Raw genomic sequence first — 23,147 nt, 5'->3', positions numbered from 1 at the left:
CGGAGTTATAAACAATTGGCACTGGCTTATCAAGCACCCTGTTGAGTTCTCAAAGAACAACCACACACCATCCGGAAACCCCGCATCAGCAGGACCCCGTCCGGGGCATTTCAGTTCCTACCACACCCGCCGCTCCCGCGCCGGGCACTTTTACTACGTTACCTCACCGTCTTCCCCGTGTCAACCGGTGTGTCCCGGTGTGTCACGCTTCGTACGGGTTGGCGCCGACGAACACGCGCAGCAGCGAACCGCTTCGCTTGATCATCGGATTTGGCAGGCCGGCCGCTGCGGTCTCCCGCAAGCTCGCCCGGTTCCCTACCGGTCGACAACCTTACCCGGTCGTTCTCGCTCCGCCAAATCCGCCTCGCGGCAGATCCGTCGGGCCTCGCCCGGTCCGTGTCGTACAAGGTGTAACCCTATCCGACCCGGTGCCAGTACCGGTCCGGGGCCCAGGGCTCCTGCCCTGTTTGCCCCGTTCCGCGCTGGCAGAGAGAAAGTTACGCGTCCGCGGGTTTGATCGTCAAATCGGCGGGTAGCGTCCCGCGTCACATCATCATCGACCAGCTATCCGCGCAGCTCAGCGACCTGACGGTGCCTGATAGCCGCGAGGAGCGGGGGCCGAAGGTCCCACCGACAGGGGTAGCAACGCACTGCTCGAGCCTCCCATTCCCCGGCAGCCTGACGGCATGACAGTTCTGGTGAGCGGTGCGACCGGACGGGCCGGCTGGCACGTCGCCCGGATCCTGCGCGAACACGGCCACCGGGTGCGGGCGGCGGTACCCGACGCGGGTGCCACCGGTCCGTGGAACGAGGCGGTCACGTTCTCGTTCACCGACCCCGCCACCTGGGATGCGACCTTCACCGGCGTGGACCGGATGTTCCTGATGCGTCCCCCGCAGATCGGCAACGTCACGCGGGACATGCTGCCCGCCCTGGAACGCGCGCGGCAGCTCGGCGTACGACGGATGGTCCTGCTCTCCCTCCAGGGCGCCGAGCACAACCCGGTGGTCCCGTACCACGACCTGGAGAAGTGGCTGCGGAGGTCGGGCCTGGAGTGGACCTTCGTCCGGGCGGCGTTCTTCATGCAGAACCTGTCCACCACCCATGCCGCCGACATCCGCGAGCACGATCGCATCGTGCTTCCCGCCGGACGGCGTCGGACGGCCTTCGTCGACCTCCGGGACGTCGCCGAGGTGGCGGCCCTGGCGCTGCGGGACGACGGACACGTCGGCAGGGCGTACACCCCGACCGGGTCACGGCCCCTCACGTACGCCGAGGTCGCCGACCTGATCGGGGCCGAACTGGGACGGCCCGTGCGGTACGTCTCGGCGGGCCCGCTGCGCTACCTGCGTGCCGCGCGGGCGGACGGTATGGCGTGGGGCATGGCCCTGGTGACGCTTGCTCTCTACACGACCTGCCGGCTCGGCCTCGCCGACGGAATCACCGACGACGTGCGGACCCTACTGGGTCGCCCCCCGATCGACTTCGCGCAGTTCGCGCACGACGAGCGCGGCGCGTGGTTGCCGGCACCGGCCCGGAAGCCCGCCGCGAGGGGCTGAGCGGCGGCGTCGCCGTGGTTCAGGTCGCCGACCGGTCGGTACGCCGGCCGGCGGCCCGCCACCCGCGGACACCGAGCACGCCTACCGTGGTGCCGATCGCCAGCGACGCCGCGATCAGCAGGGCGTGCACCCAGAGGAATCCCGTCGCCGGGAACTCGCCCACCTCGCCGCTCGACCACGAGCGCGGATCGTTCCAGATGGCGACCGCGAACCGGGGCCAGATCACCCAGGTCCAGACACCGACCCCGGCGAGGAAGAGAGCCCAGCGGCGAGACAGCACCATGGCGGCGAGTATGCCAGCGCCCGGGCGCCCGGGCCGCGACGGTCGCGGTGGTGGGCGGCCCCGCCGGATCGGCCAAGGCCCGCCCCGGACCGCGCAACCACCACGGACGTACGCCCTGGTCGGGCCGGTCCCGGGGAGCTCGTCGGCGTCGTCGGTCCGGGCCGACAGGTACGCCGGTCCGGTGAGCGTGCCGTTTCCCGCATTCACGGTCGGGGCACATCTCCGGGGGACCGACGACCCCTCGGAGGTGCACCGTGCAGCCGTCGACGTTCAATCCGTGGGCCTGGCGCGACCCGTCCGCCCTCGCCGGCGGCTACCAGCCGGCGACGCCCGGCACCGCCCCGACCCGTGGGCGATCCGACACCGACGACGGACCGGACGCCCCCGGTCCCGGCACCCCCGTCGACCTGGTCGGCTACCGGGTGGAGGCGGTCGACGGGCGGATCGGCACGATCGACGAGGCCAGTGACGACACCGACGCGCGGTGGCTGGTGGTGGACACCGGACCGTGGATCTTCGGGCGGAAGGTGCTGTTGCCGGTGGGCACCGTGGTGCGGGTCGACCACCTCGACCGGACGGTGCACGTCGACCGCACCCGTGAGCAGGTCAAGGACTCCCCCGCCTACGATCCCGAGGCGGACGACCAGCCCGGCCACCGGGACCGGATCGGTGACTACTACCGGGAGAGCTACCGCCGGGAGTGAGGGCCACGCCGGGCGCACCCGACCCGCGACCGACAGGCATGGTCCGCCGGTCGCGGGGCACAGAGACCCCATGAGCGGGGTACGGGACGAGGTGGTTCTGCCGGTCGTCGACGATCTGGATCAGCTCGTCGACCTGCTCCGGAGGACCGGACAGGAAGAGGAGTTGTACGTCCGGTGGTCCCGGGGTCCCGAAATCGATCTGTGCGGGCAGCCCGGAGCGGGGCAGTCCAGCAAGGATGCCCTGACCGGGATCGACCTGCCGGGCCTCTCCGCCAATCCGCTCGCCGTCGAGCCGTGGTGGGGCGGGCGACCGCTGCGCCTGTGGGTGGCGCGCCGCCTCTACGACTACTGCCACCTGCGGGACCTGCGGGGTCCGGACGTACGACCCTGGGTTCTGGTGGGTGAGCAGTGCGGACGGGGACCGGACAACGAACCGCTCGTCTACTGCCGGCGACCGGTCGCCTGGGTGTCGGAGCGGGCGTTGCGCGAGGCGGACCGCGTCGTGGAGGCCCAGGCGTCCGAGGAGTGGGGACCACTGCACCGGGCCGACTGACCTCGCGCCGGCCGCCTCACCCCTCCTGGTCGCGCAGCCCCACGCAGTCGTGCTCCCAGAAGGTGGCCGAGTAGACCAGCGTGCCGGTCATCCACGGCTCGTACGCCCCGAGCGGGAACACCTGGAAGGCCGGCTCGGGGATACGGAGCGACGGTCGACGGAAGCCCCACCCGCCACCGGGGCGGAAGCCGAGTCGCGAGTAGTACCCGGGATCGCCCTCCAGGAACACCGCCGGCACACCGTGCGCGTCGAGCAGTTCCAGGCCACGCCGGACCAGCGCGGACCCCACGCCCCGCCCCTGATGTGCAGGGAGGACCGCGAGCGGACTGAGCACCCGCACGGGAACCAGCCGGCGGGGAGCGTCGAGCAGGCTCCGGGTGAACATCACCTGTCCCACGACCTCGCCGTCCACCTCCCCGACGAGGCAGAGCGCGGCCGGGTCGTCGTGGCGCAGGGCGTCGACCAGCCGCGCAACCGCCGTCCCGTGAGCGCCGAAAGCCGCTCGGTGCAGGTGGTGGACCGCGTCGTGGTCGTCGGGCCGCTCCTCGCGTACGTCCATGGGTCGGGACCGTAACCGGGGGTCGCGCCCGGCGGCCAGACTCGGGTGGCCTGGATGCGGACCGCACCCCTCCCCGGCGCCCGGGACCGATTGCGCGGCCACGGGACTGGCAACCCGGGCCTACGATCCTGCGCATGAGCGTGCCGCGGGTCCGCCTGCTTACCTGCCTCGTCGTGCCGCTCCTGACAGCCTGCGCCACCGAGCCCTCCGGCCCGGCGACAACCGCATCAGTGACTTACACCTGCTGTGAGGCCCCGGACATCGACAGGGTTTACCAGCCTGACCAGACCCTGACTGTGCACTGGACTGTCGTGTCCCCGGAAGAGCCGGGCGGAGCCCCACCGCACGTCGAGCTGACCGCTCACCTGACGGGTCCGTTCGCCACCGAGGGCGACCTCAAGGCCGCGACAGAGCGCACCACCACCGTGCCGGGGCTGGTCACCTTCACGGCCGCACCGGTTCGACCATCCGGCATGCCCGACGAACGACCCCTCAGCACCATCGTGATCGGTCCCGACGCCAAGCCCGGTTACTACAACCTGGTCACCTCCGTGGTCGGCGACGACAACACGGCGAGAAGCGGGAGCAGCATCGTCCGGGTAGCGGCCAAGCCCTGAGTGTCGGGGCCCGCGTCCCCCCGAGGGTGGCCGCAGGCCATCGGCCTGCCGGCACGCAGCGCCCTTGACGCCGGCCAGGTGGCGTAGAGGATCCCGCGTAGGCGTGAATCGCACCTCGATTATGGGAAGTCGTTCTGCGCTGGGTCGCGTGAGGCGCCTGGCTTGGGTTCGTCAAGACCTTCGGCCTGGTCTGGGCAGTCACCCGTGGCCTCGGCTGGCCCTGTCGTCCTCGCCCAATGGCACGCCGATGACACGGACGGACGATTAACCGTCGAGCCTCGTTGCCAGCTCTCCGTACTTCATCCCGAACGAGCACTGCTGGCCTTGCTCGTTGACACCGACGAACTTGATGCCGTGCACCCGGTGTTGCACGACGGTCAGCCGGGCTCGCAGCGTTCCGTGCGGCCGGTCCAGGCCAGGTCGAGGCCGCTACGGGCGTGGCCGTTCGCGCCTCCCTTGGAGACCGCCGAACGAGATCCGACAGGTGCGTCTCGCCGAGGCTGGCGCGGAGCACCACCTCCGCCTCGCGCGGTGGCATCCGGTGCTCAGAGGGCGCGATCGTGTTGTACCGGGACGGCGGCACCTGGGTACCAGGGGCGGCACGAAGGTGTCTACCGAGGTACCACATCGTCGGCGTTGGGCGCATCTAGCGTGGTCGTCATGATCCAGGTACGCGGATTACTCAAGCGGTACAGCGCGATCCACCGAGCAACGTGGGTGGAGCCGTAGGGGCGCTGACCCAGGGGACGGTGCCCCGGTGCCGTGGATCGGTCTCGAATTCCTGGCTAGCGGCGTCCGGGTGACCCTCGCCGCCGCGGCGGATCGGCTGGCTCCGAAAGACCGACGCGTCAGTGTCTCCTGCGACAACGCACCCGACGACACGACAGAGGCGGAAACGCCCCGTTCATGCCAGCAGGAAAGGACATACCTTGAACTCAGTCAACCCCATCGCACCACAGGTCGGCCTCGACCACGGAACGACCCCTCGCTCACTCGACGACACGCGTCCCTTCGGTACACACATCCGGATGGCGTGGTGGAAGTCGCTGATCGTCATCGTCGCGATGCCGCTGACACTGGTCCCGCTTCAGCTCGGGCTCTACCTGCTGGCCGGTCTCGTCGAGGGCGGCGATCCCCTGGCGTCGACGATCACCCCACTCAAGCTGCTGGCGGCTAATCTCAGCACCGGCCTGACGGCGCTGCTTGCCGTGGTGCTTGTCTCGCGGTTCGCGAAGGTGCCATGGCGCAGCGTCTTCAGCTCACCGCGGCGCTTCGATCGGCGGCGCCTCGCGATCTATCTCGCCGGCTCAGCCGTGCTCGCCGCAGCCAGCGTCGCTGTCGTGGCGGTCGTCGCACCCGACGCCACGGGATGGGTGGGCTTCGGCATCAGCGGCACCACCGTGGCGATGCTCGCCGTCATGGCCCTCTCCACCCCGATCCAGGCAGCCGGCGAGGAGATCATGTTCCGAGGCGCGGTCCTTCCCGCCGCGGGGTCGTGGTTCCGCGCGGCGCGGCCGGCGTTTCTCACCGGACTCGTCGTCTCGAGTCTCCTGTTCGCCGCCATGCATGGAGCGGGTGACCCCTGGCTCAACGGCTACTACGTGTTCCTCTCGGCTTGCACGGCGCTGATGGGGTTGATCACTCGGGGCCTTGAGGCCGCGATCGCCTTCCACATCGCGAACAACATCATCGCCACGACCGTCAACACGCTCATGGCTGATGGCAACTCTCTTGTCGTCGACCGCACCCAAGGCGCGGGCGGCGGTCCGGCGCTGATCATCCTGGCCGTCATGAATCTGAGTGTGCTCGCGTTCGTCTGGTACCGGGAACGGGCGCGCCGCACGAATTCGGAGCGTTGACCTGCTGTCAGCGCCCAAACGGCTGCGGACGGGTAGGCCGAGAACGGACGCACCAGAACCCGGACAGACGAGCCGGGACGAGGGGGATGCTCGTCGGACGAGCAGCCACCCGTCCACAAGGACGAACAAGAAGAGAGCCTGACCCGCGTTTCGCAGGTCAGGCTCTCTTCATCTTGTGCGCCCGAAGGGACTCGAACCCCTAACTCTGATCCGTAGTCCAAGGCTACGGACGCGCACTGCTTCAAATAGCGCTCTACATAAAACTCGTCCGACCGCAACCGTCCCGATCCGTTCGAGTCCGGGTACGTCCTTGCAGGTCCACGCCCCGCAGCGGAATCTGATCTGCAGCCGTCGATGGTCAAACGGACATCGCGCATCCTGTCGGGTCCGGTGAGTAGCGGTACCTCCGCGCCAGTTCCCCGACGTCCGAGCAGCCACCGAGCAGCCATGATCGTCGCGTACGCGACCATCGCCGGCCCACCCGCCTTCAGAGCAGGCAGCATCGCACACGTGCAGCCGGCATCGCGGCCCTCAAAGGGGCGACCGCGAGGCAAGTCTGCGGTGGTTGCTCTTGGTGGGTCGCGAAGCAGCGCCCGAACCCGCGCTACAGCCGAGGCGGTTACCTGCGGCAGTTCACCCCGCAGGTGCTCGCAGCGGCCCGGTTCGCCGGCGGCACCGCCGCGGCGCGGGTTGCTGGAGGCGGTGGAGATCCTGCGCGAGCTCACCACCACCGGCGCCCGCCGGGTACCGGCCGTTGCGGGTACGCGACACCTTGTTCTGACCGCCGGGCAGGACTGGGTGCCCGGACGAGGCGAAGAGGCCTGGCCCCGTTCCTCGTCGAGGTGGTCTCGCTTCACCAGGCCGGCAGGGCGATCACGGGACGAGGATGAGCTTGCCGCCGGGTCGGCGGGATTGGCTGAGTTCGGCGGCTTCCTGGATCTGGTCGAGTGTGTAGGTGCGGGCGACCGGTACGACCAAGATGCCGTCGCCGGCGAGCCGGGCGAACTCGTCCATCTGGTCGTAGCGGAGCTCGGCGGTAATTCGGACGCCCAGTTCGGCCGCGGCGGCAAAGTCCGAGACGGTGAGGACACGGTTGGGATCCCCGGTCAGCTCGATCAGGGCCGGTAGTGAGCCGCCGGCTGGGCTGGACTGGTCGGCGCGGTCGATCCGGCCCCCGGCCGGCGTCGTGTCCAGAGCGCGGTCGACGCGGCCTCCGGCCAGTGCCCTGACGCGTTCGGTCATGCCCCCGCCGTAGGCGGTCACCTGGACGCCGATCTCCTCCAGGGCGGCGGCCCGAGTCGGCCCGGCGGTGGCGATCACCCGAACACCCCGGTGCAGCGGGAAGTCCTCTTCGCCGGCGACGAACTTGAGGCCCACCTCGTCGCCCAGGTCGAGGCGACCGACCCGGGCCTCACCCCGATCGAGGCGCTGCTGACCGCGCTGGGAACCGCCGAGGAGATCTTTCGCCCACGCGAGTTCCTGCTGCGCCGGGCAAGAGTGATCGCCGCCAACCCGGCACTGGCCGAGCGCGATCTGATCAAGCTCGCGCCATGGCCCGCTGGCTAGCCGAGCCGGACACCACCCTCGCCCAGCTCATGGCCCAGGCCGCCGCTGAGCTGCGCGAGGCGGTCACACTGCCAGCTCCGACAGTTCGCTGAGTCGACCGCTGCCTGCAGGTTTGCTCTTCGCGCCCGTGTAATGCTTCAGGTAACCCACCGGATACCCGGCCCGACCGCGGCCCCAAAGCCGGCACCCCGGTGCCGACGAAACCGAAACCAGGTGCTCCGGCCCCGGCGAAGCCCGAGCAGGCCGTAAAGCCGCAGGTCACAACCCGGCAAAACCGCGAGAACGGCGTTTCCCGGGTGGCACCCACATCGCACCCACGTGACACCCACCGTCCCAACAGGCCGGACAGCAGAAAGGGCCCGAGCCGCGTTTCCGCAGCCCAGGCCCCTCTTGATCGTGTGCCCGAAGAGCTCATTCTCCGGGGCGGTCGGTCAGCCCTACTCGTTGCGGTGGTTCAGTCGCACGGCGCGCAGTACGACGTCGTTGACGTGGTGTGTGCTGATCGCCCCCGGGGGGCGCGGGCGGGTCTCGTTCACGTCGATGCGCCAGTCGTCCGAAGCCGTGATTTCGGCGGCGATCTCGTCGATGCCGACGTACGCCTCCGGGTCGTACATGCGGGTCTGCTCGCCGGGATCCAACGGCTGCTGGAGCCAGGTCAGGTCGTGACCGACGACGAGCAGCGTCCCACCGACGGCCACGGCGTCGAGGAGGTTGCGCAGTCCGCGCTGCTCGGGGGTGCGCTGGAACGAGCCGTACTGCAGGGAGACGAGGTCGTAGGTCTCGTCTGCGAAGGCGGCGGGGTCGTTGGCGTCGCGGTGCAGCGTACGCACGTCGAGCCCGCGACGTTCCGCTTCGGCCCGGATGCGGTCGAGTGCCCTGCTGGAGACGTCGGAGGCGGTCACCTGCCAGCCTCGTTCGGCCAGCCAGAGCGCGTCGGCTCCCTCGCCCGCGCCGACGTCGAGCGCCCGCCCGGGAGACAGGTCCGTCACCTCCGCCGTGAGGGTGCCGTTCGGATTGGCGCTCCACACGCGTTCCTGGTCCCCGTATCGGCTGTCCCACTCGATCGCGACGCCCGAGGGGCGGACACCCGCCGTGATGTCCTCGGCGGCGAGGCTGAAAGCGATCTGGGTGCCGATCCACCCACCGTTCGCCGCGGACTGCAGGACCTGGGCGCTCGGGTCCGTCAGGTTCCCGGCGGCGAAGACGCCCTCCACGCTGGTACGCCCGGTGGGGTCGACCGCGACGACGTGACCGAGTCCGCTGGGGTGGGCGGTGGTGTTGATGCCGAGCCCGGCGAGCATCTCGACCCGGGGACGGAACCGGCCCCCGGTGAGGATCGCATCGGCGGGCAGGCTGCGGCCGTCGGCGAGCGCGACGACGAGTGACCCGTCCTGGTCGGCGTCGGCTACCCGGCGCACCGCACTCTCGACCACCGGGACCCCGGAGGCGACGAGGGTCTGCACCGCGGCCGGGTCGATCCCCGTCGCGTCATGCAGCACCACGGTCAACTGGTCGGTCAGGTGCCGCATCAGCTGGGTCGGATGCAGTCCCATCGGCGTCGTGACGATCTGCACGACCCGCAGGTCGCGGACCTCCCAGCCGTGGCAGAACGGACAGTTGAACACCTGACGACCCCAACGCTCGGTGAGGCCCTCGATGTCGGGAAGCTCATCAACGATGCCGGTCGCGGCCAGTATCCGGCGTGCGACGAGGCCGTGGCCGCCCGAGAGGGCGAGGTGGAACCCGTCGTCCTCTTTCCGCACCGCCAGGACACGGCCGGTGAGGACGTTGCCACCATAGCTACGGACCTCCTCCCGCCCGATGGCCCGCATCGCCTCGGGCGGGGTGCCCTCACGTCCGAGGTAGCCGTGCATGCGCGCCGCCGGCGCATTCCGCGGCGTGCCGTCGTCGACGACGATGACCGAGCGTCGCTGACGAGCGAGCTGCAGCGCGGCCGCCAGCCCGGCTGCCGATCCGCCGATGACGGCAACGTCGCACCTGCGGACGATGCTCTGGTGCGGTGTGTCTTCCGAGGTTCCATGGGCATGGTCTGTCATGCGTCCAGCGTAGGAACACCTAGCGGCATGTGAAAGGGAACTTGCGATATTGGCAAAACACCCTCATGCTGGGGAGATGAACGACCGCAGTGAAGTGGAGCGTCTGGCGCGTACCCGACTGCGGAGCATCCGCACCACGCTCGGTTACTCCCTGGAGGAACTCGCCGAGCGCACCAAACTCAGCCCGTCGACGATCAGCCGGGTCGAGACGGGCAAACGGACGCTCAGCCTCGATGTGCTCGTGCCCCTGGCCAACGCGCTACAGGTCAGCCTCGACGTCCTCTTCGAGGCGACCAGCGACGAGGACGTGGTGATCCGACCCGTTCAGCATCGGTCGGGTTCGCGCACGACGTGGCCGCTGAGCCGCGTCGACGGGCGCACCATGGCGATGAAGGTCCGGTTGGAGCCCGAAGCGACGATGCCGGCCCAGCGGGTCCATCCGGGGTACGACTGGTTCCTGGTGCTCGAGGGCAGGGTGCTGCTGTGGCTCGGTGAGCGGCAGATCGAGGTCGAGAAGGGCGAGGCAGCCGAGTTCTCGACGATGACACCACACTCGATGACAGCACGTGACGAACCGGCCGAGCTGATCATGATCTTCGACCGCGAGGGGCAGCGCGCACATCTTCACCAGTGAGCCCGAAACCGGCAGGGCGGAGACTGGCCGGTACACGCCAACGCCGCCGCCCGCCCGGGACCGCTGGTTCGCCCGGGTGTGGGCAGAACGTGCCGGTAGCCGCCGGATGCCGTACGGGTTGGGCCGCGCTGGCCGGATTTCGCGCCGCTGAGCCTGCTGTCCCCAATCCATCCGACCGTGGTGATCGGCGCCTACGTGCTGGCCGGACTCGGGATCGAGCTGTTCCATACGCCCTGGTCCACCGCCACCCAACGCGAGGTGGAGCCCCGCCTCCTGGCCCTGCTGTCCTCCCTGGACTTCCTGCTCTCCTACGGACTCGCCTCGACAAACGCACCAGCCGAGTGCTGCGGGCGCACCGCCGCCGCCAGCTCGACCGCCGCGCCCAGGCCGCCGCAGACCGCAAGCCGTGGACCGACACCGGATACGTGTTCGTGCGCGCCGACGGGCGGCCGATCAACCCTGATCCTGCTCGCCTCACTTCCAGCGGGCGCCATCGCGCGTGGCGCCCGCTGCGGTGGGCTCAGGGGAGGAGCAGCAGCTTGCCCGTGGTCTTGCGCGACTCGATGTCCGCGTGGGCGCGAGCCGCGTCGGCGAGCGGGTAGCGGCCACCGATCCGGACGCGCAGGTCGCCCTTCTCGACGAGCGCGAACAGCTCCGAGGTGTGCGCGGCGAGTTCCTCCGCGGTTTCGACGTGGTGGTTGGTGGCCGGGTAGGTGAGGCTGATGCTGCGGGGCAGCGTGTCGAGCCGCACGGTCGGCGGCTCACCGATCAGCGGGCCGTAGTACACCATCGTGCCGTGCGTACGCAGCACCGAGATGGACGCGTCGAAGGTGGTCGCACCCGCACCGTCGTACACCACGTGCACGCCCTTGCCGTCGGTCAGCTCGAGCACCGGCTCGGCGAAGGCGCCGCCAGTGGAGATCAGCACGTGGTCGGCGCCGGCCTCCTTGGCGATGGCCACCTTCTCCTCCCGGGACACCAGGGCGATCGCGGTGCCGCCGCGGGCTTTGATCATCTGGATGAGCAGTGCCCCGACGCCGCCGGCGGCTGCGTGCACCACCGCGATGTCGCCGGGGCGCACCGGGTGGGAGACGGTCGTGAAGTGGTGGGCGGTCAGGCCCTGCACGTAGACGGCTGCGGCGGTATCGTCGTCGACGGCGTCGGGCACGTGGACGACGCCGTCGGCGGGCAGCACGATCTGTTCGGCGTAGCTGCCGTGAGTGTCCAGGAACATCCAGGCCACGCGATCCCCGACGGTGAAGCCGTGCACACCCTCGCCGGTCTCTGCGACCACTCCGACGCCCTCGAAGCCGGGCACCTCGAACAGTTTGTGCTTGCGGACCGCGGTGTCGAAGAAGTTGACGCCCGCCACGCGGATGTCCACGAGGATCTGGCCGGGGCCCGGCCGAGGTGCCGGCCGCTCACGCAGCTGCAGTACCTCCGGGCCTCCGGCGTTCTCAATGACGATTGCCTTCATGCCCACGACGCTATGGCGCAAAAAATGTACCCGCCAGTACAATGCTCGGGTGACCACGAAAAAGGGAGCTGCGACACGTCTGCGCATCATCGAGGCCGCCGCTGCGGAGATCCGGGAGCGCGGCACGAACGCCACGACGCTCGATGACGTGTGCCGGCGCAGCAGCACCGGCAAGAGCCAGTTGTTCCATTACTTCCCTGACGGCCGCGAGCAGCTCTTCCTCGCCGTCGCCGAGTTCGAGGCCGCCAACGTCTTCGAGGACCAGCAGCCCTACCTGGGGGACCTGACCTCGCGCGCGGCTTGGACGGCGTGGCGCGACCGCGTCGTCGGCAACTACCGCGATCAGGGCCTGTTCTGCCCGCTCGGCGTACTGATCGCGGACGTCGGCCGGCACAGCCCGGCAGCTCAGGCGGTCACGGCGCAGTTGATCCGGCGGTGGCAGCGGTGCGTACGGGACGGCATTGAGGCCACCCAGGCGGCCGGCGAGGCGGATCCGTCGCTCGACGCCGAGCGTACGGCCGCGGCCGTGGTGGCCGCCGTCCAGGGCGGCGTCAGCGTCCTGATCTCCACCGGCTCCGCGGACCATCTGGAGGCGGCACTCGACTTTTGCCTGAGCCGCCTGCTGCTGCCCGCGCCGTGAGCGTGGCGGAGCCGGTCGCCGCCGAACGCCGACAGCAGCAGCGCCACGGCGCTGCTGCTGTCGGCGTGCAGAAGAGGTGCGCGAGGAGGCGATCAGCGCGTACGGCGCAGGCTGGCGAGCAGTACGGCCCCGGCGATCGCCGTGACGCCACCGATGATCAGGGGGGCCCTGGCCGAGATGTCGTCGACCAGGAATCCACCGACGATCGCGCCGACGGCGATGGCGACATTGCAGATCGTCACGATGAGCCCGCCGATCTGCTCGAGGCGGTCCGGTTGGGTCCGGGCGCCCCAGCTCAGGACCGTCGTGGGGATACCGCCGAATCCCAGGCCCCACAGTGCGGCGGCGATGAACAGGCCGGTGGATGAACCACCGGTGAAGTACATGGCCAGCATTCCGGCCCCCAGAACGGCCGGGAACAGGAACACGCCGGTACGGGCTGAGCGGTCGGCCAGCGGCCCGGCCAGTGCCGTGCCGGCGAAGTTGGCGATGCCGAAGACGAGCAGCAACACGGCGAAGACACCGCCGTCGATTCGGGACAGGCTCTCCGCGGCGGGCCGGATGTAGGTGAAGCCGCTGAAGTGGCCACTGAAGATCAGCAGGATGGCGAAGAGGCCGACCAGGACGACACCGGAACGCAGGACCGCGCCGAGGGCACCGAGCCCGGTCGCCCCGGTGGGCGTGACGCGCGGCAGGGTCGCCGTCTGCGCGATCAGAGCGAGCACCCCGACGCCGGCGCCGAGCAGGAAGACCGCCCGCCATCCCCAGACGTCGCCCAGCCAGGCGCCGAGGGGAACGGCCGCGACCGTGGCGACCGCAACGCCAGAGTTGATCACCGTCAGTGCCCGGCCGAGGTGGTGGGCGGGGACCAGGTGTGCGGCCATCGCGGTGGCCATCGCCCAGAAACCGCCAAGCGCGACACCGAGCAGGATTCGCGCGGCCAGCAGGATGAACAGGTTCGGTGCCAGCGCGACGGCCACATTGGAGAGCACGGCGAGCAGCGTGAGGCCGATCATCACGCGCCGCCGGTCGGCCTTGGGCAGGACCACCGCGATGAACAGCGCCGACAGGGCGGCGGCGAAAGCCGTCACGCTGACGGCCTGTCCGGCCGCGCCGACGGAGACGGTCAGGTCGTCGGCGATGCGCGGAAGAAGGCTGGCGGGCAGGAACTCCGCCATGACGATGGCGAAGATCCCCAAGCTCAGCGAAGCGACGCCGGCCCAGGACGCCTCTGCCTCCGCCGTCGATGGTTCGATCGGCGTGGTGGTAGTGGTCACGACGGATCCTCCGGTTGCACGGGTCGGCACGGCTGCCGCCGGGGCAGGACGAACCGGGACAGGGTCGGCTCGAGGGGTATGGCGCGGGGTGACCGGTGAGGCGCGACGCGCGCCGCGCCTCAGCCGGGTCCGTCGACGATCAGAACGGGAGCGTCCCGTTCTCGTCCTGCAGGGTGCCGGTCGGGCCGTCGGTGCTGAGGGTGGCCAGGCGCACGACGACCTTGGCGCTCTCCTCCACCGGTCGCCCGATGCCGAACGCGGCGGTCATGTCGGTGGCGGTGGTGCCGGGCTCGAGGGCGTTGAACTTGATCTCGGGGTGGGCCTTGGCGTACTGGACCATGAGCATGGTGGCCGCCGCCTTCGACGCGGCGTAGAACGCCAGGGGCATGGCGTACTCCGGGCGCTCGGGGTTGGTGACCGCCCAGAACGAGCCCATGCTGCTCGACACGGTGACCACGTTCGGGTTCGAGGACTTGCGCAGCAGAGGAAGCGCGGCCTCGGTGACCCGGAACACTCCCACCGCGTTGACGTCGAAAGCCCGCAGACCGGTGGGGCCGTCGAGCGCTTCGTTCGCGAGGATTCCGGCGTTGTTCACCAGAACATCGAGCCGGCCCTCGGCAGCGTCGATCGTCGCCAGCGCGTGCTTTACCGATGCGTCGTCGGTCACATCCAGCTGCACAAAGCGGGCGCCCAGCGTCGCCGCGGCCTTTTCGCCGCGCTCGGTGTCACGCGCGCCGATGTAGACAACATGGCCCAGCTGCACAAGCTGGCGAGCTGTTTCGAAGCCGATACCCTTGTTGGCGCCGGTGATCAGTGTGACGGTCATCGCCTTTGTCTCCCATCGCAATGCGTGGCTCGGACGAGCCGTTGACAACGCTATTCACGATGGCGCGAAGCGACAGAGCCCTGTTGTGCCAGGGGTATCGCAGGACCCCCTCTGTGTCCTGCCCACAAAGTTAGGGTGATGTGGTGAGTGAGACGACGAATCCTCTCGGCGCGTACCTGCGGGCGCGACGCGAGCTGGTGACCCCGGAGCAGGCGGGCATTCCCGACGTCGGTGTACGGCGGGTCCCCGGCCTGCGGCGTGAGGAGGTCGCCATGCTCGCCGGGATCAGCGCCGACTATTACCTGCGGCTGGAGCGAGGCCGCAACCGTCACCCGTCCATGCAGGTTCTCGAATCGATCGCCCGGGTGCTGCGCCTCGACGAGGACCATTTCGCTCACCTGCTGACGCTGGTAGCGGAGACACCCCGCCGCCGCCGGCGCCGGCCGCGTAAGGAAACCCCGCCGCCCGGGGCGCTCAAACTGCTGGACTCCCTCGTCCAGCCGGCTTTCATCGAGGACCGATATTTCGACATCGTGGCTTCGAACAGCCTGGCCAGGGCGCTTTCTCCGAGCCTTACGGCAGGCGGCAATCAGCTCAGAGGTCTATTCCTGGATCCGGCCGAGCAGGCCCTGCACCCGGAATGGGAAAACGTCACGGAGTGCTTCATCGCCAACCTGCGACAGGCCGTGGGCAACGATGTCGACGATCCGCGCTTCATCGAACTCACCGGAGAACTGTCGCTCGCGAGTCCCCGATTCCGTCAGCTCTGGGCACGCCATGAGGTCCGCGGGCAACGGGGGACTCCCATTCGCATGAACCACCCGCAGGTCGGCGAGCTCACTCTCAACCGGGAAAGGCTGACCGTCGCCGGAACCGACGGCCTCATGATGGTCGTGTACCACCCGGACGCCGGTTCGGACAATGCCGAGAAGCTCGCCCTGTTGGCTTCCGCGAGCCTGGCCACGGCGACCACCAGATCGCCGTCCGCGTCAGTCCGGCACTGACGCCGGTAGCAGATCCACACCCCTCGACGACGTACCTTCGAAAGGACATCTGTGACCACGATCGGCATCATCGGCGCTGGTGAGGTCGGGAGCCAGCTCGCGCGGGCGGCCATCGCCGAAGGCTACGACGTCGTCATCGCCAACTCGCGCGGACCGGAAACCCTCCGGGCGCTCATCGCCGAGCTGGGCCCGTCGGCGCGCGCCGCGTACGCCGCCGACGCCGCCGCGGCCGCAGACTTCGCGATCCTCGCCTACCCGTACAAGCCCAGCGACACCTTGCCCGTCGAGGAACTCGCCGGCAAGGTCGTGCTCGACACGAACAACTACATGGTGTGGCGCGACGGCCATCACCCGGACATCGACTCCGGCCACAAGACGGAGCACGAGCTACGCCAGGAACAGCTGCCCAAGTCGAAGATCGCCAAGGCGTTCACCCACGTCCAGGCGCCGAGCCTGTTCCGGCTGGCCCGCCCCGCCGGCGCACCCGACCGACGCGCCCTGGTCGTCTCGAGCGACCACCCCGAAGCCGTCGCACTGGTCACCCGGTTCTACGACCAGCTCGGATACGACACCGTCGACAACAGCCCGCTCAGCGAATCCTGGCGGAGCACTCCCGGCACACCCATGTGGCGCCACCACGTGGACGGGCAGAGCCGTCAACAGCTCATCGACAACCTGCGACGAGCACAGCGCACCGCCCGGCCGTGACGACGCGCCGGCCCGGCCCGGCGAGCGAGTCCGTACCGGGGCGGCACCCCACGTTTTGAGCTGAGGCTCCCCAGCACGGCGGGCCCGGCGCTTTCTCCCAGCGACCGATGCGTACAGCAGCGGTCGTGTCGGTGACGATGGCGCCGGGCCCGAGCTCGTTGTGACGTGTCCGACCGGCCCGGGCGTGCACGTTCCTGAGCGGCCTGATCCGGCTCGGCCGGGTCGCCGTTCACGGACCGCACCCACATGCCGGCGAGGATCCGCACCCGACGATGCGCTGACGGGATTCGTCGATCAGGTCGCTTCGACGACCCTGACGAAGCGTCGATCCTGCATATTCCACAGGATGTCGAGGCCCGCAGGGAGGGTTCTCTCATTCCCCTGGTTCCAGAGGGCTCTGGTTGACCTCCGGCGTCACTTCTATGGTGATGGACAGGTCTTCGGATCGTGGATGCAAGAGGACGCCCACACGGGCCGGACCAAATTCCAACCGCGTTCGTGCTCGTCCTCACTGTTCAAGTAAAACGATGAATTTCCGGTGCGGAGGGAGATTGTGATGACGGGCTGATGTTCATGGGACGGAACCTACGCCGGACGCCCCGAAAACACTCGGGCCGAGAATTGGCCACCCGCTGCGACGTACCGTCGCTGTCGGCCATGAGCGGGCCGGTCTCGATAAATGAATACGCCGACAAAAATAAACCGCTTCAATCTTTGACAGAGGAGACCACAATGTCATTCTCCCCCACAGTGGCGCGTCGTGTGCTGCTGCCCCTGGCCCTGCTCTTCGTCCTGGTGGCGCTCGGATTCGGCCAGTCCGGGTTGCTCAGGGCCGAACCCGCCGCGGCGACGACCGCCGTGGCCACGTCCGAGCAGCACAAGACCGTGACCGCCCGTGAGGCGACGGAGGCCCTGTTCGCGGCGCGGGCTGCGGGCGCCTCGCCCAAGGAGCTGGCGAAGCACTTCGACAAGGACGTGGACTGGTACATCCAGGGCGACACCGCCCACGTGCCGTGGCTCGGTCGCAAGGTCGGCCGCACCGAGATCGCCGAGCACTTCGCCCAGCTCAAGGAGCTGACCGTCCCCGAGAAGGTCGAGGTGGACGCCATCATCGGCGACGGTGACCGCGCCATCGCCGTCGGCACCTTCCGCGTCAAGATCCTCGCGACGGGCCGCAGCTTCGACAGCGAGTTCGCGTTCGACATCACGGTCGGCAAGAACGGACTCATCACGCGCTACCACGTGACCGAGGACAGCTTCGCGCTCTCCAACGCATACACGCCGCGGGAGCAGTGACCCCGGCCCCAGCGAAGTGCGGTGATCTCCCTCGCCGGAAGTCCGGCTTCCGGCGAGGGAGATCCTGTGTCACGCACCGCTCCCCCGGGTCAGTGTCCGATGGTCGACGTCGACGCCGCGCTCGACCTCACCGGTGGCGCGCGGGCGCACCGCCCCGCCAGGGCCTACGCCACGGTCCGGGAACCCTGAGATTGGACCCTTGGCGCGCCGCCCGCCGCACCCGTAAGAAGATCAAGACCAAGGCCCGTAAGCACCGGCCCGACCGCCCGCGACTCTCTACTGTTCGTAACTTCGGACCATCGACGTTGCCTCGGCAGGCAGCTTGAAACGTTCCCGATCGCGGGCAGGGACGAGGTCGAGGTAACGCTCGGGGTGCGAAGCGATGACCTTTCGGACGTAGGGGCAGAAAGGAAGCACCGCGAGGCCCTGTCGGCGGACCTCGTCGAGCGCTTCGGTAACCAGCTGCCGTGCCAGTCCGCGACCGCTGAAGGCGGGGTCGATCTCGGTATGGATGAACGCGATCTTGCCCGGGCTCCGCTTGTACTGGGTGAACCCGGCGAGCTCGGCGCCGTCGTGAATCTCGTAGCGGTTCTTGTCGGGATTGTCGCGCACGGTGGTCACGAGGCGGCTCCTCGGGTGCTGGTGGTGGTTCCGGGATCGGGTCTGACCGGCTGAGAGCGGACCTCGTGTCGGCTGACGATAGAGATCCGGTTGAACGCGTTCATCGTGATCACGACCCAACTGAGCGCGGAAAGCTGGTTGGGGGTCAGGTGGCGGGCGGCCTCGGCGTAGTCGAGCTCCTGGGTGCGGGCGTCCGGCAGTGCGGTCAGCGACTCCGCGAGAGTCAACGATGCTCGTTCGGCGTCGGTGAACAAGGTGGTGTCTCGCCACGCGGGCAGCACCGCCAGCCGCTGGGTGGTCTCGCCGTTGGCGAGGGCGTCGCGAACATGGATGTCGAGGCAGTAGGCGCAGCCGTTGATCTGGGAGACTCGGATGTTCACCAGCTCGACCAGGGTGCGGTCCAATCCCGCGTCGGCTACGGCGGCCCGGACGGAACGGGCGACCTCAAGCTGAGCCCGGTAGGTCTGCGGGTGCCGCTTGTCTATCCGAACGCGGCGCTCGTCGCGCGGCTCGCCGGCGTCCCGGTGGGTGAAGGCGGTCATACCTGATCCGCGTGCCAGAACGGCGCCTTGGCCGGGATGAGGGGCAACGTCGAGCGGACGCGTCCGAATCGGTCATCCTGACGCACCCAGGACGCGTAGGCCTCATCGATCTCGGAGCGGTGGCGGCCCACGAAGTTCCACCACATGACGATCGGTTCCTCGAATGGTTGGCCGCCGAGCAGCACCGCGCGGGTGGCTTCGCGGACGTCGAGGTGGAGCTCGTCGCGGCCGAGGCCGAGGTACCCGAGCTTGCCCGGGGGCAGTGGTTTGCCGCCGATGCCGACCGCCCCCTCGAGGACGACGATGGCGTACTCCCATTCGGGTCGCAACGGGACCGTGGTCGGCCCGTGCAGGCTCAAGTCGACGCCAACGAGTGGGGTGTCGTGACGCGCGGGGCTGGACAGGTCGCCGTAGTCGCCGACGAGAACAGTGGCGACCGCGCCGTACACGTCGCTCTGCGGCAGCTCGGCGTGGTGCTCGAATGCAGCGGCGCCGTGGCGGGTCTCCTCAGGCAGGGCGACCCACAACTGGATACCTTCGAGGGTCCCGCGGTAGTGCCCGGTGGCTTCTTCGGCGTGGGAGACCGCGCTGCCGGAGGTCATGAGATTCAACTGTCCGGGCTTGATGACCTGCTCGGAGCCGAGGCTGTCGCGGTGGAGCACTTGGCCCTCGATGAGCCAGGTGACGGTCTGCAGCCCGATGTGGGGGTGCGGGCCGACGTCGAGGCCGCTGTTCTCGGTGACGTCTGCAGGACCCATGTGGTCGGCGAAGCACCACGCGCCCACGGTGCGGCGCCCCTTGCGTGGGAGGGCACGGCGCACGCGGATATCGCCGACTTGTTCGTCGCGACTGTCGGTGACCTCTACGCATGGCGCGTTCGGGTGGCTGACTTTCGCCACGGTCGGCGGCGAGTCGACGGCGCTGACGGGGCCGCTCACACCAGCACGTCCTCGAGGCGGCGTTGGTTTTGAACTGCGCTCATCGTCAATTCCTCGCTGGCGATCGGGATGGGGACGGTGCCCGGGCAACTGACGGTCCGTGGCGCCCCTGAACTGTGCCTGTTCTCTCGGCGCGGTGGCTCAGGCGGTGTCAGCGCGGCCGGTGTCGGTGAGTGGCCCGCGGTGGGTGAGTGACCCACGGTCGGTGAGTAGCAGGGCGTCGAGAGGCTCACGAGAGCGGGAGGCGTGTTCGCGGGCGGCGAGTGGCTCCGGGAGCCGTGCGTCGGCGTCGTGGCGACCGACGGCTAACACCACGACGGGCGTGAGGGTGGAATCGAGGTTGAAGATGCGGCGGGCGGCGTCAGCGTCGAACCCGCCCATCTGGTGGACCGAGAGACCGGTTGCTTGCGCCTGGATGGTGAGGGCGGCGACGGCCTGCCCGGTGTCGTACAGTGCCCAGGGGCGCGGGCGGCCAGTATCGTCGGCGGTCTGTGCGGCAACGAGTACCAGAGCGCTCGCGGCCGGCGCCCAACTGCGGTTGCCTGGCGCGAGCAGATCGGTGAGCTGGTCGAAGGTGACCTCGTTACGGCGGGTGGGCAAGAAGCGCCAGGGCTGGCTGTTGTTCGCCGACGGCGCCCATCGTGCAGCCTCGAGCAGTGAAAGCAGTGCACCGTCGTCCAGCACGTACCTGCGATCAAAGCCGCGTGGGCTCCAGCGCTCCCCGATCAGGGGATGAACCGGCGTCGAGGTCTCTGCCGTCTTGCGGGTAGAGGTGCTGCTTGTCATGGGGTTCGGCTTCCTCAGGGGGTGGTCAATCGTGCGTCTTGCGGCGGCCAGGGCCGAGGGGTTCGGCCGTTAGGCGGCGACGGCGGGTACATCTCCCACACCAGGATCTCGGCGGCTTCAATCGCGGCGACCTGCTGACCGCCGGTGGCGGTGAATTGTACGGCGTCCCCGGTCGCGAGGTCGCCGGCGCCTTCGAGGGTCACGGCGCCTCGGGGGACGAAGAGGTGGAGGAACGGAGCTTCGGGCACCTCGACGCTCTGGCGCGACTGGAGTCGGATTCCGCGGCCCGCACTCATCCGCTGCGCCAGGCCGGGATAGATGATCCGGTTGTGGCCGGTGAATCCTGTGGACCAGTGACCCCTCGAGCACCCAAGTGACGATCTCCATGTCGCGGTGCGGGTGGGTCTCGAAGCCGGTGCCGGCGTCAACGATGTCGTCGTTGTTGACCATCAGCAGCCCGTGATGGGTGTTGGCTTGGCCATGGTGGTGACCGAAGGAGAACGAGTGCTTCGAGCCCAGCCACCCGAATGGCCGGTCGTGCCTGCCTACCTGCGCCAGGCGTGGTTGCAAAGCGCCGCAATTCGCCGGGTTCCTCCAGTTCACCGCCACGGACCCGCTGCACGCGCTCTGGCGCCTGATCGGCCTGCGTGGATTGCGCCGCGGCGAGGTCGCCAGGCTGCGCTGGTCCGACATCAACTTCGAGGCCAGGGAGCTGAGGGTGGTCCAGCAGCGGACCTCCGCTGGACACCCGGTCTACCAGGTGCCACCCAAGAGCGCGTCAGGGCAACGTGTCGTCGCCCTCGACAAGGCGACCAACACCGCACTGTCGCGCCACCGCCGGCAACAACAAGACCAGGCCGCCCGACGCGTCGACGCCGGCAAGCACGACCTGCGACACGGCCGCGTCCCTCGCCCACAGCGCTGGCGCGGATCTGAAGTCGCAGACGTGTACACCAGCGTGCTACCAGATACCCGGCAGCGGCGGCAGGTGGTCGGTGAGGAGACCGTCGACGACGTGCCAGTCGGCCGGTGCGCCCGAAGGGACTCGAACCCCTAACCTTCTGATCCCGACGTGCTCGCGGCCGACGGCCGGGTGCGGGAGTCCTGGTCGGTCGACGACCCGGACCGGGCGGGACTGGCGGCGGCCGCCCTCGCGTTGCGGGCCCATCTGGCCGCGCACCCGGGCCGCCTCGGAGTCTGCGCGGACGAGAAGTGCGCCGACGTCTACGCCGATGCCTCACCGGCCGGTCACCGCCGGTTCTGCTCGCTCACCTGCCAGAACCGGACCCGGACGGCGGCTTTCCGCCGCCGCCGGGCCCGATCAGGGTGACGCGGGTGACGCGGGGTGTCAGCCCCGGCACAGGGCGATGTCGAGGGACCGCTCGAGTCGCCGGCTGGCGTCGGTGTCCGGGACCATCGAGTTCACCGCGACGGTCGCCGCCTTGCCGGAGGCGGTGATGCCGACCACGGTGGTGTATCCGAAACCGTTGCCACCGTGCGTCCAGGCGAAACCGCCGCAGCTCAGCGCGAACGTGGCGAGGCCGAGGCCGTACCGGGAACCGCCGACGCTGTCGAACCCCGGCGCGGCCACCGTCTTCTTCATCTCCGCCAGTTGCGCCGGTGCCAGGAGGCGGCCGCCCAGCAGTCCGGCGAGGAACCGGTTGACGTCGGAGGGACGGCCGACCAGGGCGCCGGCGGACCAGGCGGACGACTGGTCGGACTCGGTGATGTCGACGGGCGGATCGGCGGGGAGGTACCCGCGCGGGTGGGTGCCGCGAATCGTGGTCTCACCCTCGGCCGGCCAGTACATGCCGCGCAGGCCCAGCGGCTCGATGATGCGCTTGGTGATCAGCTCACCGATCGGGCGGCCGCTCGCCTTCTGCGCCACCAGGCCGGCCAGGATGTAATTCGTGTTGCTGTAGACGAACTTGGCCCCCGGCGCGGATTCCGGCTTCGTGGCGAAGGCAGCCCGGAGCAGCTCGTACGGCTCGTAGTAGGTGTTCAGTCCTTCGGGGAAGTCCGCGTAGATCGCCTCGTCGTAGTCGGGCAGGCCGCTCGTCTGCTGCAGCAGGTGCCGGACCGTGATGGTGCGCCCGTCGATGCCGGGACCACGGACCACGCCCGGGAGGTACGTCTCGACCGGTGTGTCCAGGCCGACCTTGCCCTCGCCGACCAGCTGGAGCACCACCGTGGCGGTGAACATCTTGGTGTTGCTGGCGAGCCGGACCCGCCCGTCGACCGGCATCTTCGCTCCGGTGCGCAGGTCCGCGACGCCCGCGGTGTAGTTGCGGGTACGGCCGTCGGGTTGCCGCACCGACGCCAGCACACCGGGGAACCGGTCCTGGGAGACCAGCGCGTCCACACTGCGCTGGACGGGGGAGGTGTCGGCGTGGGCCGCGGGCGCGGCGACGAGGCCGGCGCCGACGGTCACCAGGGCCGCCAGGATGCGGGGAAGAACACGGGACATCGGGATCTCCTGTCGGAAGGATTCAACACCGTGCGGGTTCACGAGCGGCCAGTCGAGTAGCAGTGGGGCCACCGCCTCCCAGCCCAGGCAACACCGAAGGACTGGAAGACGAACGCCATCGACGTGCGCCGGAAGCGGGTCAGCGCGGTCTCGTTCAGCTTGTCGAGCTGAGTG

The 23,147-nt window shown here is 69.3% G+C and carries 26 protein-coding genes; 13 read left to right on the top strand and 13 right to left on the bottom strand.

The genetic code is table 11. The features are described 5' to 3' along the window. Positions 1-686: 686 nt before the first annotated feature. Entirely contained in the window at positions 687-1,559 is an 873-nt protein-coding gene (locus ACTMSW_RS30445; RefSeq protein ID WP_441184243.1) for an NmrA family NAD(P)-binding protein, read from the top strand. Between the two features lie 19 nt (positions 1,560-1,578). Here ACTMSW_RS30445 and ACTMSW_RS30440 read toward each other — a convergent pair whose 3' ends face one another. Further along, positions 1,579-1,842, bottom strand: coding sequence for an SCO4848 family membrane protein (locus ACTMSW_RS30440; protein WP_441184242.1), 264 nt, complete (start codon positions 1,840-1,842; stop codon positions 1,579-1,581). Between the two features lie 254 nt (positions 1,843-2,096). Between ACTMSW_RS30440 and ACTMSW_RS30435 the strand changes: the two genes are divergently transcribed. After that, positions 2,097-2,546: a PRC-barrel domain-containing protein gene (locus tag ACTMSW_RS30435; protein WP_441184241.1), complete on the top strand. Its 450-nt coding sequence runs from the start codon at positions 2,097-2,099 to the stop codon at positions 2,544-2,546. Positions 2,547-2,616: 70 nt separating this feature from the next. After that, positions 2,617-3,099 (top strand): DUF6098 family protein, encoded by a 483-nt coding sequence (locus ACTMSW_RS30430; RefSeq protein WP_441184240.1) that lies wholly within the window; start codon positions 2,617-2,619, stop codon positions 3,097-3,099. Between the two features lie 16 nt (positions 3,100-3,115). Here ACTMSW_RS30430 and ACTMSW_RS30425 read toward each other — a convergent pair whose 3' ends face one another. Further along, a complete protein-coding gene (locus ACTMSW_RS30425) occupies positions 3,116-3,658 on the bottom strand; it encodes a GNAT family N-acetyltransferase (protein ID WP_441184239.1) in 543 nt (180 codons plus the stop codon). Between the two features lie 134 nt (positions 3,659-3,792). On the opposite strand from ACTMSW_RS30425, the gene ACTMSW_RS30420 reads away from it, so the two are divergent. Continuing rightward, complete coding sequence (locus ACTMSW_RS30420; RefSeq protein ID WP_441184238.1) at positions 3,793-4,275, top strand: hypothetical protein; 483 nt, start codon at positions 3,793-3,795, stop codon at positions 4,273-4,275. 929 nt (positions 4,276-5,204) lie between these two features. Next, positions 5,205-6,134 carry a lysostaphin resistance A-like protein gene (locus ACTMSW_RS30415; protein WP_441184237.1) on the top strand — a complete coding sequence of 310 codons (930 nt, stop codon included), beginning with the start codon at positions 5,205-5,207 and terminating at the stop codon, positions 6,132-6,134. Between the two features lie 873 nt (positions 6,135-7,007). On the opposite strand, the gene ACTMSW_RS30410 is transcribed toward ACTMSW_RS30415, so the two are convergent. Continuing rightward, positions 7,008-7,454, bottom strand: a complete 447-nt coding sequence (locus ACTMSW_RS30410; RefSeq protein ID WP_441184236.1) for a zinc-binding dehydrogenase — start codon at positions 7,452-7,454, stop codon at positions 7,008-7,010. 12 nt (positions 7,455-7,466) lie between these two features. On the opposite strand from ACTMSW_RS30410, the gene ACTMSW_RS30405 reads away from it, so the two are divergent. Next, positions 7,467-7,700 (top strand): hypothetical protein, encoded by a 234-nt coding sequence (locus ACTMSW_RS30405; protein ID WP_441184235.1) that lies wholly within the window; start codon positions 7,467-7,469, stop codon positions 7,698-7,700. Between the two features lie 437 nt (positions 7,701-8,137). Here the strand turns inward: ACTMSW_RS30405 and ACTMSW_RS30400 are convergent, their stop codons facing one another. After that, positions 8,138-9,757, bottom strand: a complete 1,620-nt coding sequence (locus tag ACTMSW_RS30400; RefSeq protein ID WP_441184234.1) for an FAD-dependent oxidoreductase — start codon at positions 9,755-9,757, stop codon at positions 8,138-8,140. A 76-nt stretch (positions 9,758-9,833) separates the two neighbouring features. Between ACTMSW_RS30400 and ACTMSW_RS30395 the strand changes: the two genes are divergently transcribed. Continuing rightward, on the top strand, positions 9,834-10,391 hold the full coding sequence (locus tag ACTMSW_RS30395) for a helix-turn-helix domain-containing protein (protein WP_441184233.1): 558 nt from the start codon (positions 9,834-9,836) through the stop codon (positions 10,389-10,391). Positions 10,392-10,911: 520 nt separating this feature from the next. On the opposite strand, the gene ACTMSW_RS30390 is transcribed toward ACTMSW_RS30395, so the two are convergent. After that, positions 10,912-11,868: a quinone oxidoreductase family protein gene (locus tag ACTMSW_RS30390; RefSeq protein ID WP_441184232.1), complete on the bottom strand. Its 957-nt coding sequence runs from the start codon at positions 11,866-11,868 to the stop codon at positions 10,912-10,914. 49 nt (positions 11,869-11,917) lie between these two features. Between ACTMSW_RS30390 and ACTMSW_RS30385 the strand changes: the two genes are divergently transcribed. After that, on the top strand, positions 11,918-12,508 hold the full coding sequence (locus ACTMSW_RS30385) for a TetR/AcrR family transcriptional regulator (RefSeq protein ID WP_441184231.1): 591 nt from the start codon (positions 11,918-11,920) through the stop codon (positions 12,506-12,508). 92 nt (positions 12,509-12,600) lie between these two features. Here ACTMSW_RS30385 and ACTMSW_RS30380 read toward each other — a convergent pair whose 3' ends face one another. Both ACTMSW_RS30380 and ACTMSW_RS30375 read right to left on the bottom strand, forming a co-directional pair. After that, positions 12,601-13,785 (bottom strand): MFS transporter, encoded by a 1,185-nt coding sequence (locus ACTMSW_RS30380; protein WP_441184230.1) that lies wholly within the window; start codon positions 13,783-13,785, stop codon positions 12,601-12,603. A gap of 139 nt (positions 13,786-13,924) precedes the next feature. After that, entirely contained in the window at positions 13,925-14,611 is a 687-nt protein-coding gene (locus tag ACTMSW_RS30375; RefSeq protein WP_441184229.1) for an SDR family NAD(P)-dependent oxidoreductase, read from the bottom strand. A gap of 143 nt (positions 14,612-14,754) precedes the next feature. Between ACTMSW_RS30375 and ACTMSW_RS30370 the strand changes: the two genes are divergently transcribed. The 4 genes from ACTMSW_RS30370 (at position 14,755) to ACTMSW_RS30355 (ending at position 17,808) form a co-directional block, all read left to right on the top strand. Continuing rightward, positions 14,755-15,615 (top strand): helix-turn-helix domain-containing protein, encoded by an 861-nt coding sequence (locus tag ACTMSW_RS30370; protein ID WP_441184228.1) that lies wholly within the window; start codon positions 14,755-14,757, stop codon positions 15,613-15,615. 51 nt (positions 15,616-15,666) lie between these two features. After that, positions 15,667-16,323, top strand: a complete 657-nt coding sequence (locus ACTMSW_RS30365) for an NADPH-dependent F420 reductase (protein ID WP_441184227.1) — start codon at positions 15,667-15,669, stop codon at positions 16,321-16,323. 732 nt (positions 16,324-17,055) lie between these two features. After that, positions 17,056-17,619 carry a nuclear transport factor 2 family protein gene (locus ACTMSW_RS30360; protein WP_441184226.1) on the top strand — a complete coding sequence of 188 codons (564 nt, stop codon included), beginning with the start codon at positions 17,056-17,058 and terminating at the stop codon, positions 17,617-17,619. A gap of 66 nt (positions 17,620-17,685) precedes the next feature. Further along, positions 17,686-17,808, top strand: coding sequence for a hypothetical protein (locus ACTMSW_RS30355; protein WP_441184225.1), 123 nt, complete (start codon positions 17,686-17,688; stop codon positions 17,806-17,808). Positions 17,809-17,895: 87 nt separating this feature from the next. On the opposite strand, the gene ACTMSW_RS30350 is transcribed toward ACTMSW_RS30355, so the two are convergent. The 5 genes from ACTMSW_RS30350 to ACTMSW_RS30330 all read right to left on the bottom strand — a co-directional run bounded on the left by ACTMSW_RS30350 (position 17,896) and on the right by ACTMSW_RS30330 (position 21,199). Beyond that, on the bottom strand, positions 17,896-18,240 hold the full coding sequence (locus ACTMSW_RS30350; protein ID WP_441184224.1) for a GNAT family N-acetyltransferase: 345 nt from the start codon (positions 18,238-18,240) through the stop codon (positions 17,896-17,898). Beyond that, entirely contained in the window at positions 18,237-18,782 is a 546-nt protein-coding gene (locus ACTMSW_RS30345; protein ID WP_441184223.1) for a carboxymuconolactone decarboxylase family protein, read from the bottom strand. Before ACTMSW_RS30345 ends, ACTMSW_RS30350 begins: the two co-directional genes overlap by 4 nt. After that, entirely contained in the window at positions 18,779-19,720 is a 942-nt protein-coding gene (locus ACTMSW_RS30340; protein ID WP_441184222.1) for a pirin family protein, read from the bottom strand. Before ACTMSW_RS30340 ends, ACTMSW_RS30345 begins: the two co-directional genes overlap by 4 nt. A 141-nt stretch (positions 19,721-19,861) precedes the next feature. Next, the gene (locus ACTMSW_RS30335; protein ID WP_441184221.1) at positions 19,862-20,506 is read right to left on the bottom strand and encodes a nitroreductase family protein; all 645 of its coding nucleotides are present in this window, start codon (positions 20,504-20,506) and stop codon (positions 19,862-19,864) included. A 117-nt stretch (positions 20,507-20,623) separates the two neighbouring features. Beyond that, positions 20,624-21,199: a pirin family protein gene (locus ACTMSW_RS30330; RefSeq protein ID WP_441184220.1), complete on the bottom strand. Its 576-nt coding sequence runs from the start codon at positions 21,197-21,199 to the stop codon at positions 20,624-20,626. Positions 21,200-21,578: 379 nt separating this feature from the next. On the opposite strand from ACTMSW_RS30330, the gene ACTMSW_RS30325 reads away from it, so the two are divergent. Beyond that, the gene (locus ACTMSW_RS30325) at positions 21,579-21,836 is read left to right on the top strand and encodes a CGNR zinc finger domain-containing protein (protein ID WP_441184219.1); all 258 of its coding nucleotides are present in this window, start codon (positions 21,579-21,581) and stop codon (positions 21,834-21,836) included. 18 nt (positions 21,837-21,854) lie between these two features. On the opposite strand, the gene ACTMSW_RS30320 is transcribed toward ACTMSW_RS30325, so the two are convergent. Continuing rightward, positions 21,855-22,973, bottom strand: coding sequence for a serine hydrolase domain-containing protein (locus ACTMSW_RS30320; RefSeq protein WP_441184218.1), 1,119 nt, complete (start codon positions 22,971-22,973; stop codon positions 21,855-21,857). Positions 22,974-23,147: the final 174 nt, after the last annotated feature.

The sequence above is a fragment of the Micromonospora sp. BQ11 genome (assembly GCF_052068135.1).
GTDB lineage: Bacteria > Actinomycetota > Actinomycetes > Mycobacteriales > Micromonosporaceae > Micromonospora.
Note: the sequence above shows the minus strand (reverse complement) of the source record. Positions and strands in the feature narration are given on the sequence as shown.

Excerpts from the sequence above, each read along its gene's own strand:
- ACTMSW_RS30320 (WP_441184218.1), bottom strand. The coding sequence starts at position 22,973 with ATGTCCCGTGTTCTTCCCCGCATCCTGGCGGCCCTGGTGACCGTCGGC.
- ACTMSW_RS30400 (WP_441184234.1), bottom strand. The coding sequence starts at position 9,757 with ATGACAGACCATGCCCATGGAACCTCGGAAGACACACCGCACCAGAGC.
- ACTMSW_RS30445 (WP_441184243.1), top strand. The coding sequence starts at position 687 with ATGACAGTTCTGGTGAGCGGTGCGACCGGACGGGCCGGCTGGCACGTC.
- ACTMSW_RS30390 (WP_441184232.1), bottom strand. The coding sequence starts at position 11,868 with ATGAAGGCAATCGTCATTGAGAACGCCGGAGGCCCGGAGGTACTGCAG.
- ACTMSW_RS30425 (WP_441184239.1), bottom strand. The coding sequence starts at position 3,658 with ATGGACGTACGCGAGGAGCGGCCCGACGACCACGACGCGGTCCACCAC.
- ACTMSW_RS30395 (WP_441184233.1), top strand. The coding sequence starts at position 9,834 with ATGAACGACCGCAGTGAAGTGGAGCGTCTGGCGCGTACCCGACTGCGG.
- ACTMSW_RS30440 (WP_441184242.1), bottom strand. The coding sequence starts at position 1,842 with ATGGTGCTGTCTCGCCGCTGGGCTCTCTTCCTCGCCGGGGTCGGTGTC.
- ACTMSW_RS30345 (WP_441184223.1), bottom strand. The coding sequence starts at position 18,782 with ATGACCGCCTTCACCCACCGGGACGCCGGCGAGCCGCGCGACGAGCGC.
- ACTMSW_RS30335 (WP_441184221.1), bottom strand. The coding sequence starts at position 20,506 with ATGACAAGCAGCACCTCTACCCGCAAGACGGCAGAGACCTCGACGCCG.
- ACTMSW_RS30375 (WP_441184229.1), bottom strand. The coding sequence starts at position 14,611 with ATGACCGTCACACTGATCACCGGCGCCAACAAGGGTATCGGCTTCGAA.
- ACTMSW_RS30360 (WP_441184226.1), top strand. The coding sequence starts at position 17,056 with ATGTCATTCTCCCCCACAGTGGCGCGTCGTGTGCTGCTGCCCCTGGCC.
- ACTMSW_RS30420 (WP_441184238.1), top strand. The coding sequence starts at position 3,793 with ATGAGCGTGCCGCGGGTCCGCCTGCTTACCTGCCTCGTCGTGCCGCTC.
- ACTMSW_RS30330 (WP_441184220.1), bottom strand. The coding sequence starts at position 21,199 with ATGTCGGACCAGCGCAGCCTGGCGACCTCGCCGCGGCGCAATCCACGC.
- ACTMSW_RS30430 (WP_441184240.1), top strand. The coding sequence starts at position 2,617 with ATGAGCGGGGTACGGGACGAGGTGGTTCTGCCGGTCGTCGACGATCTG.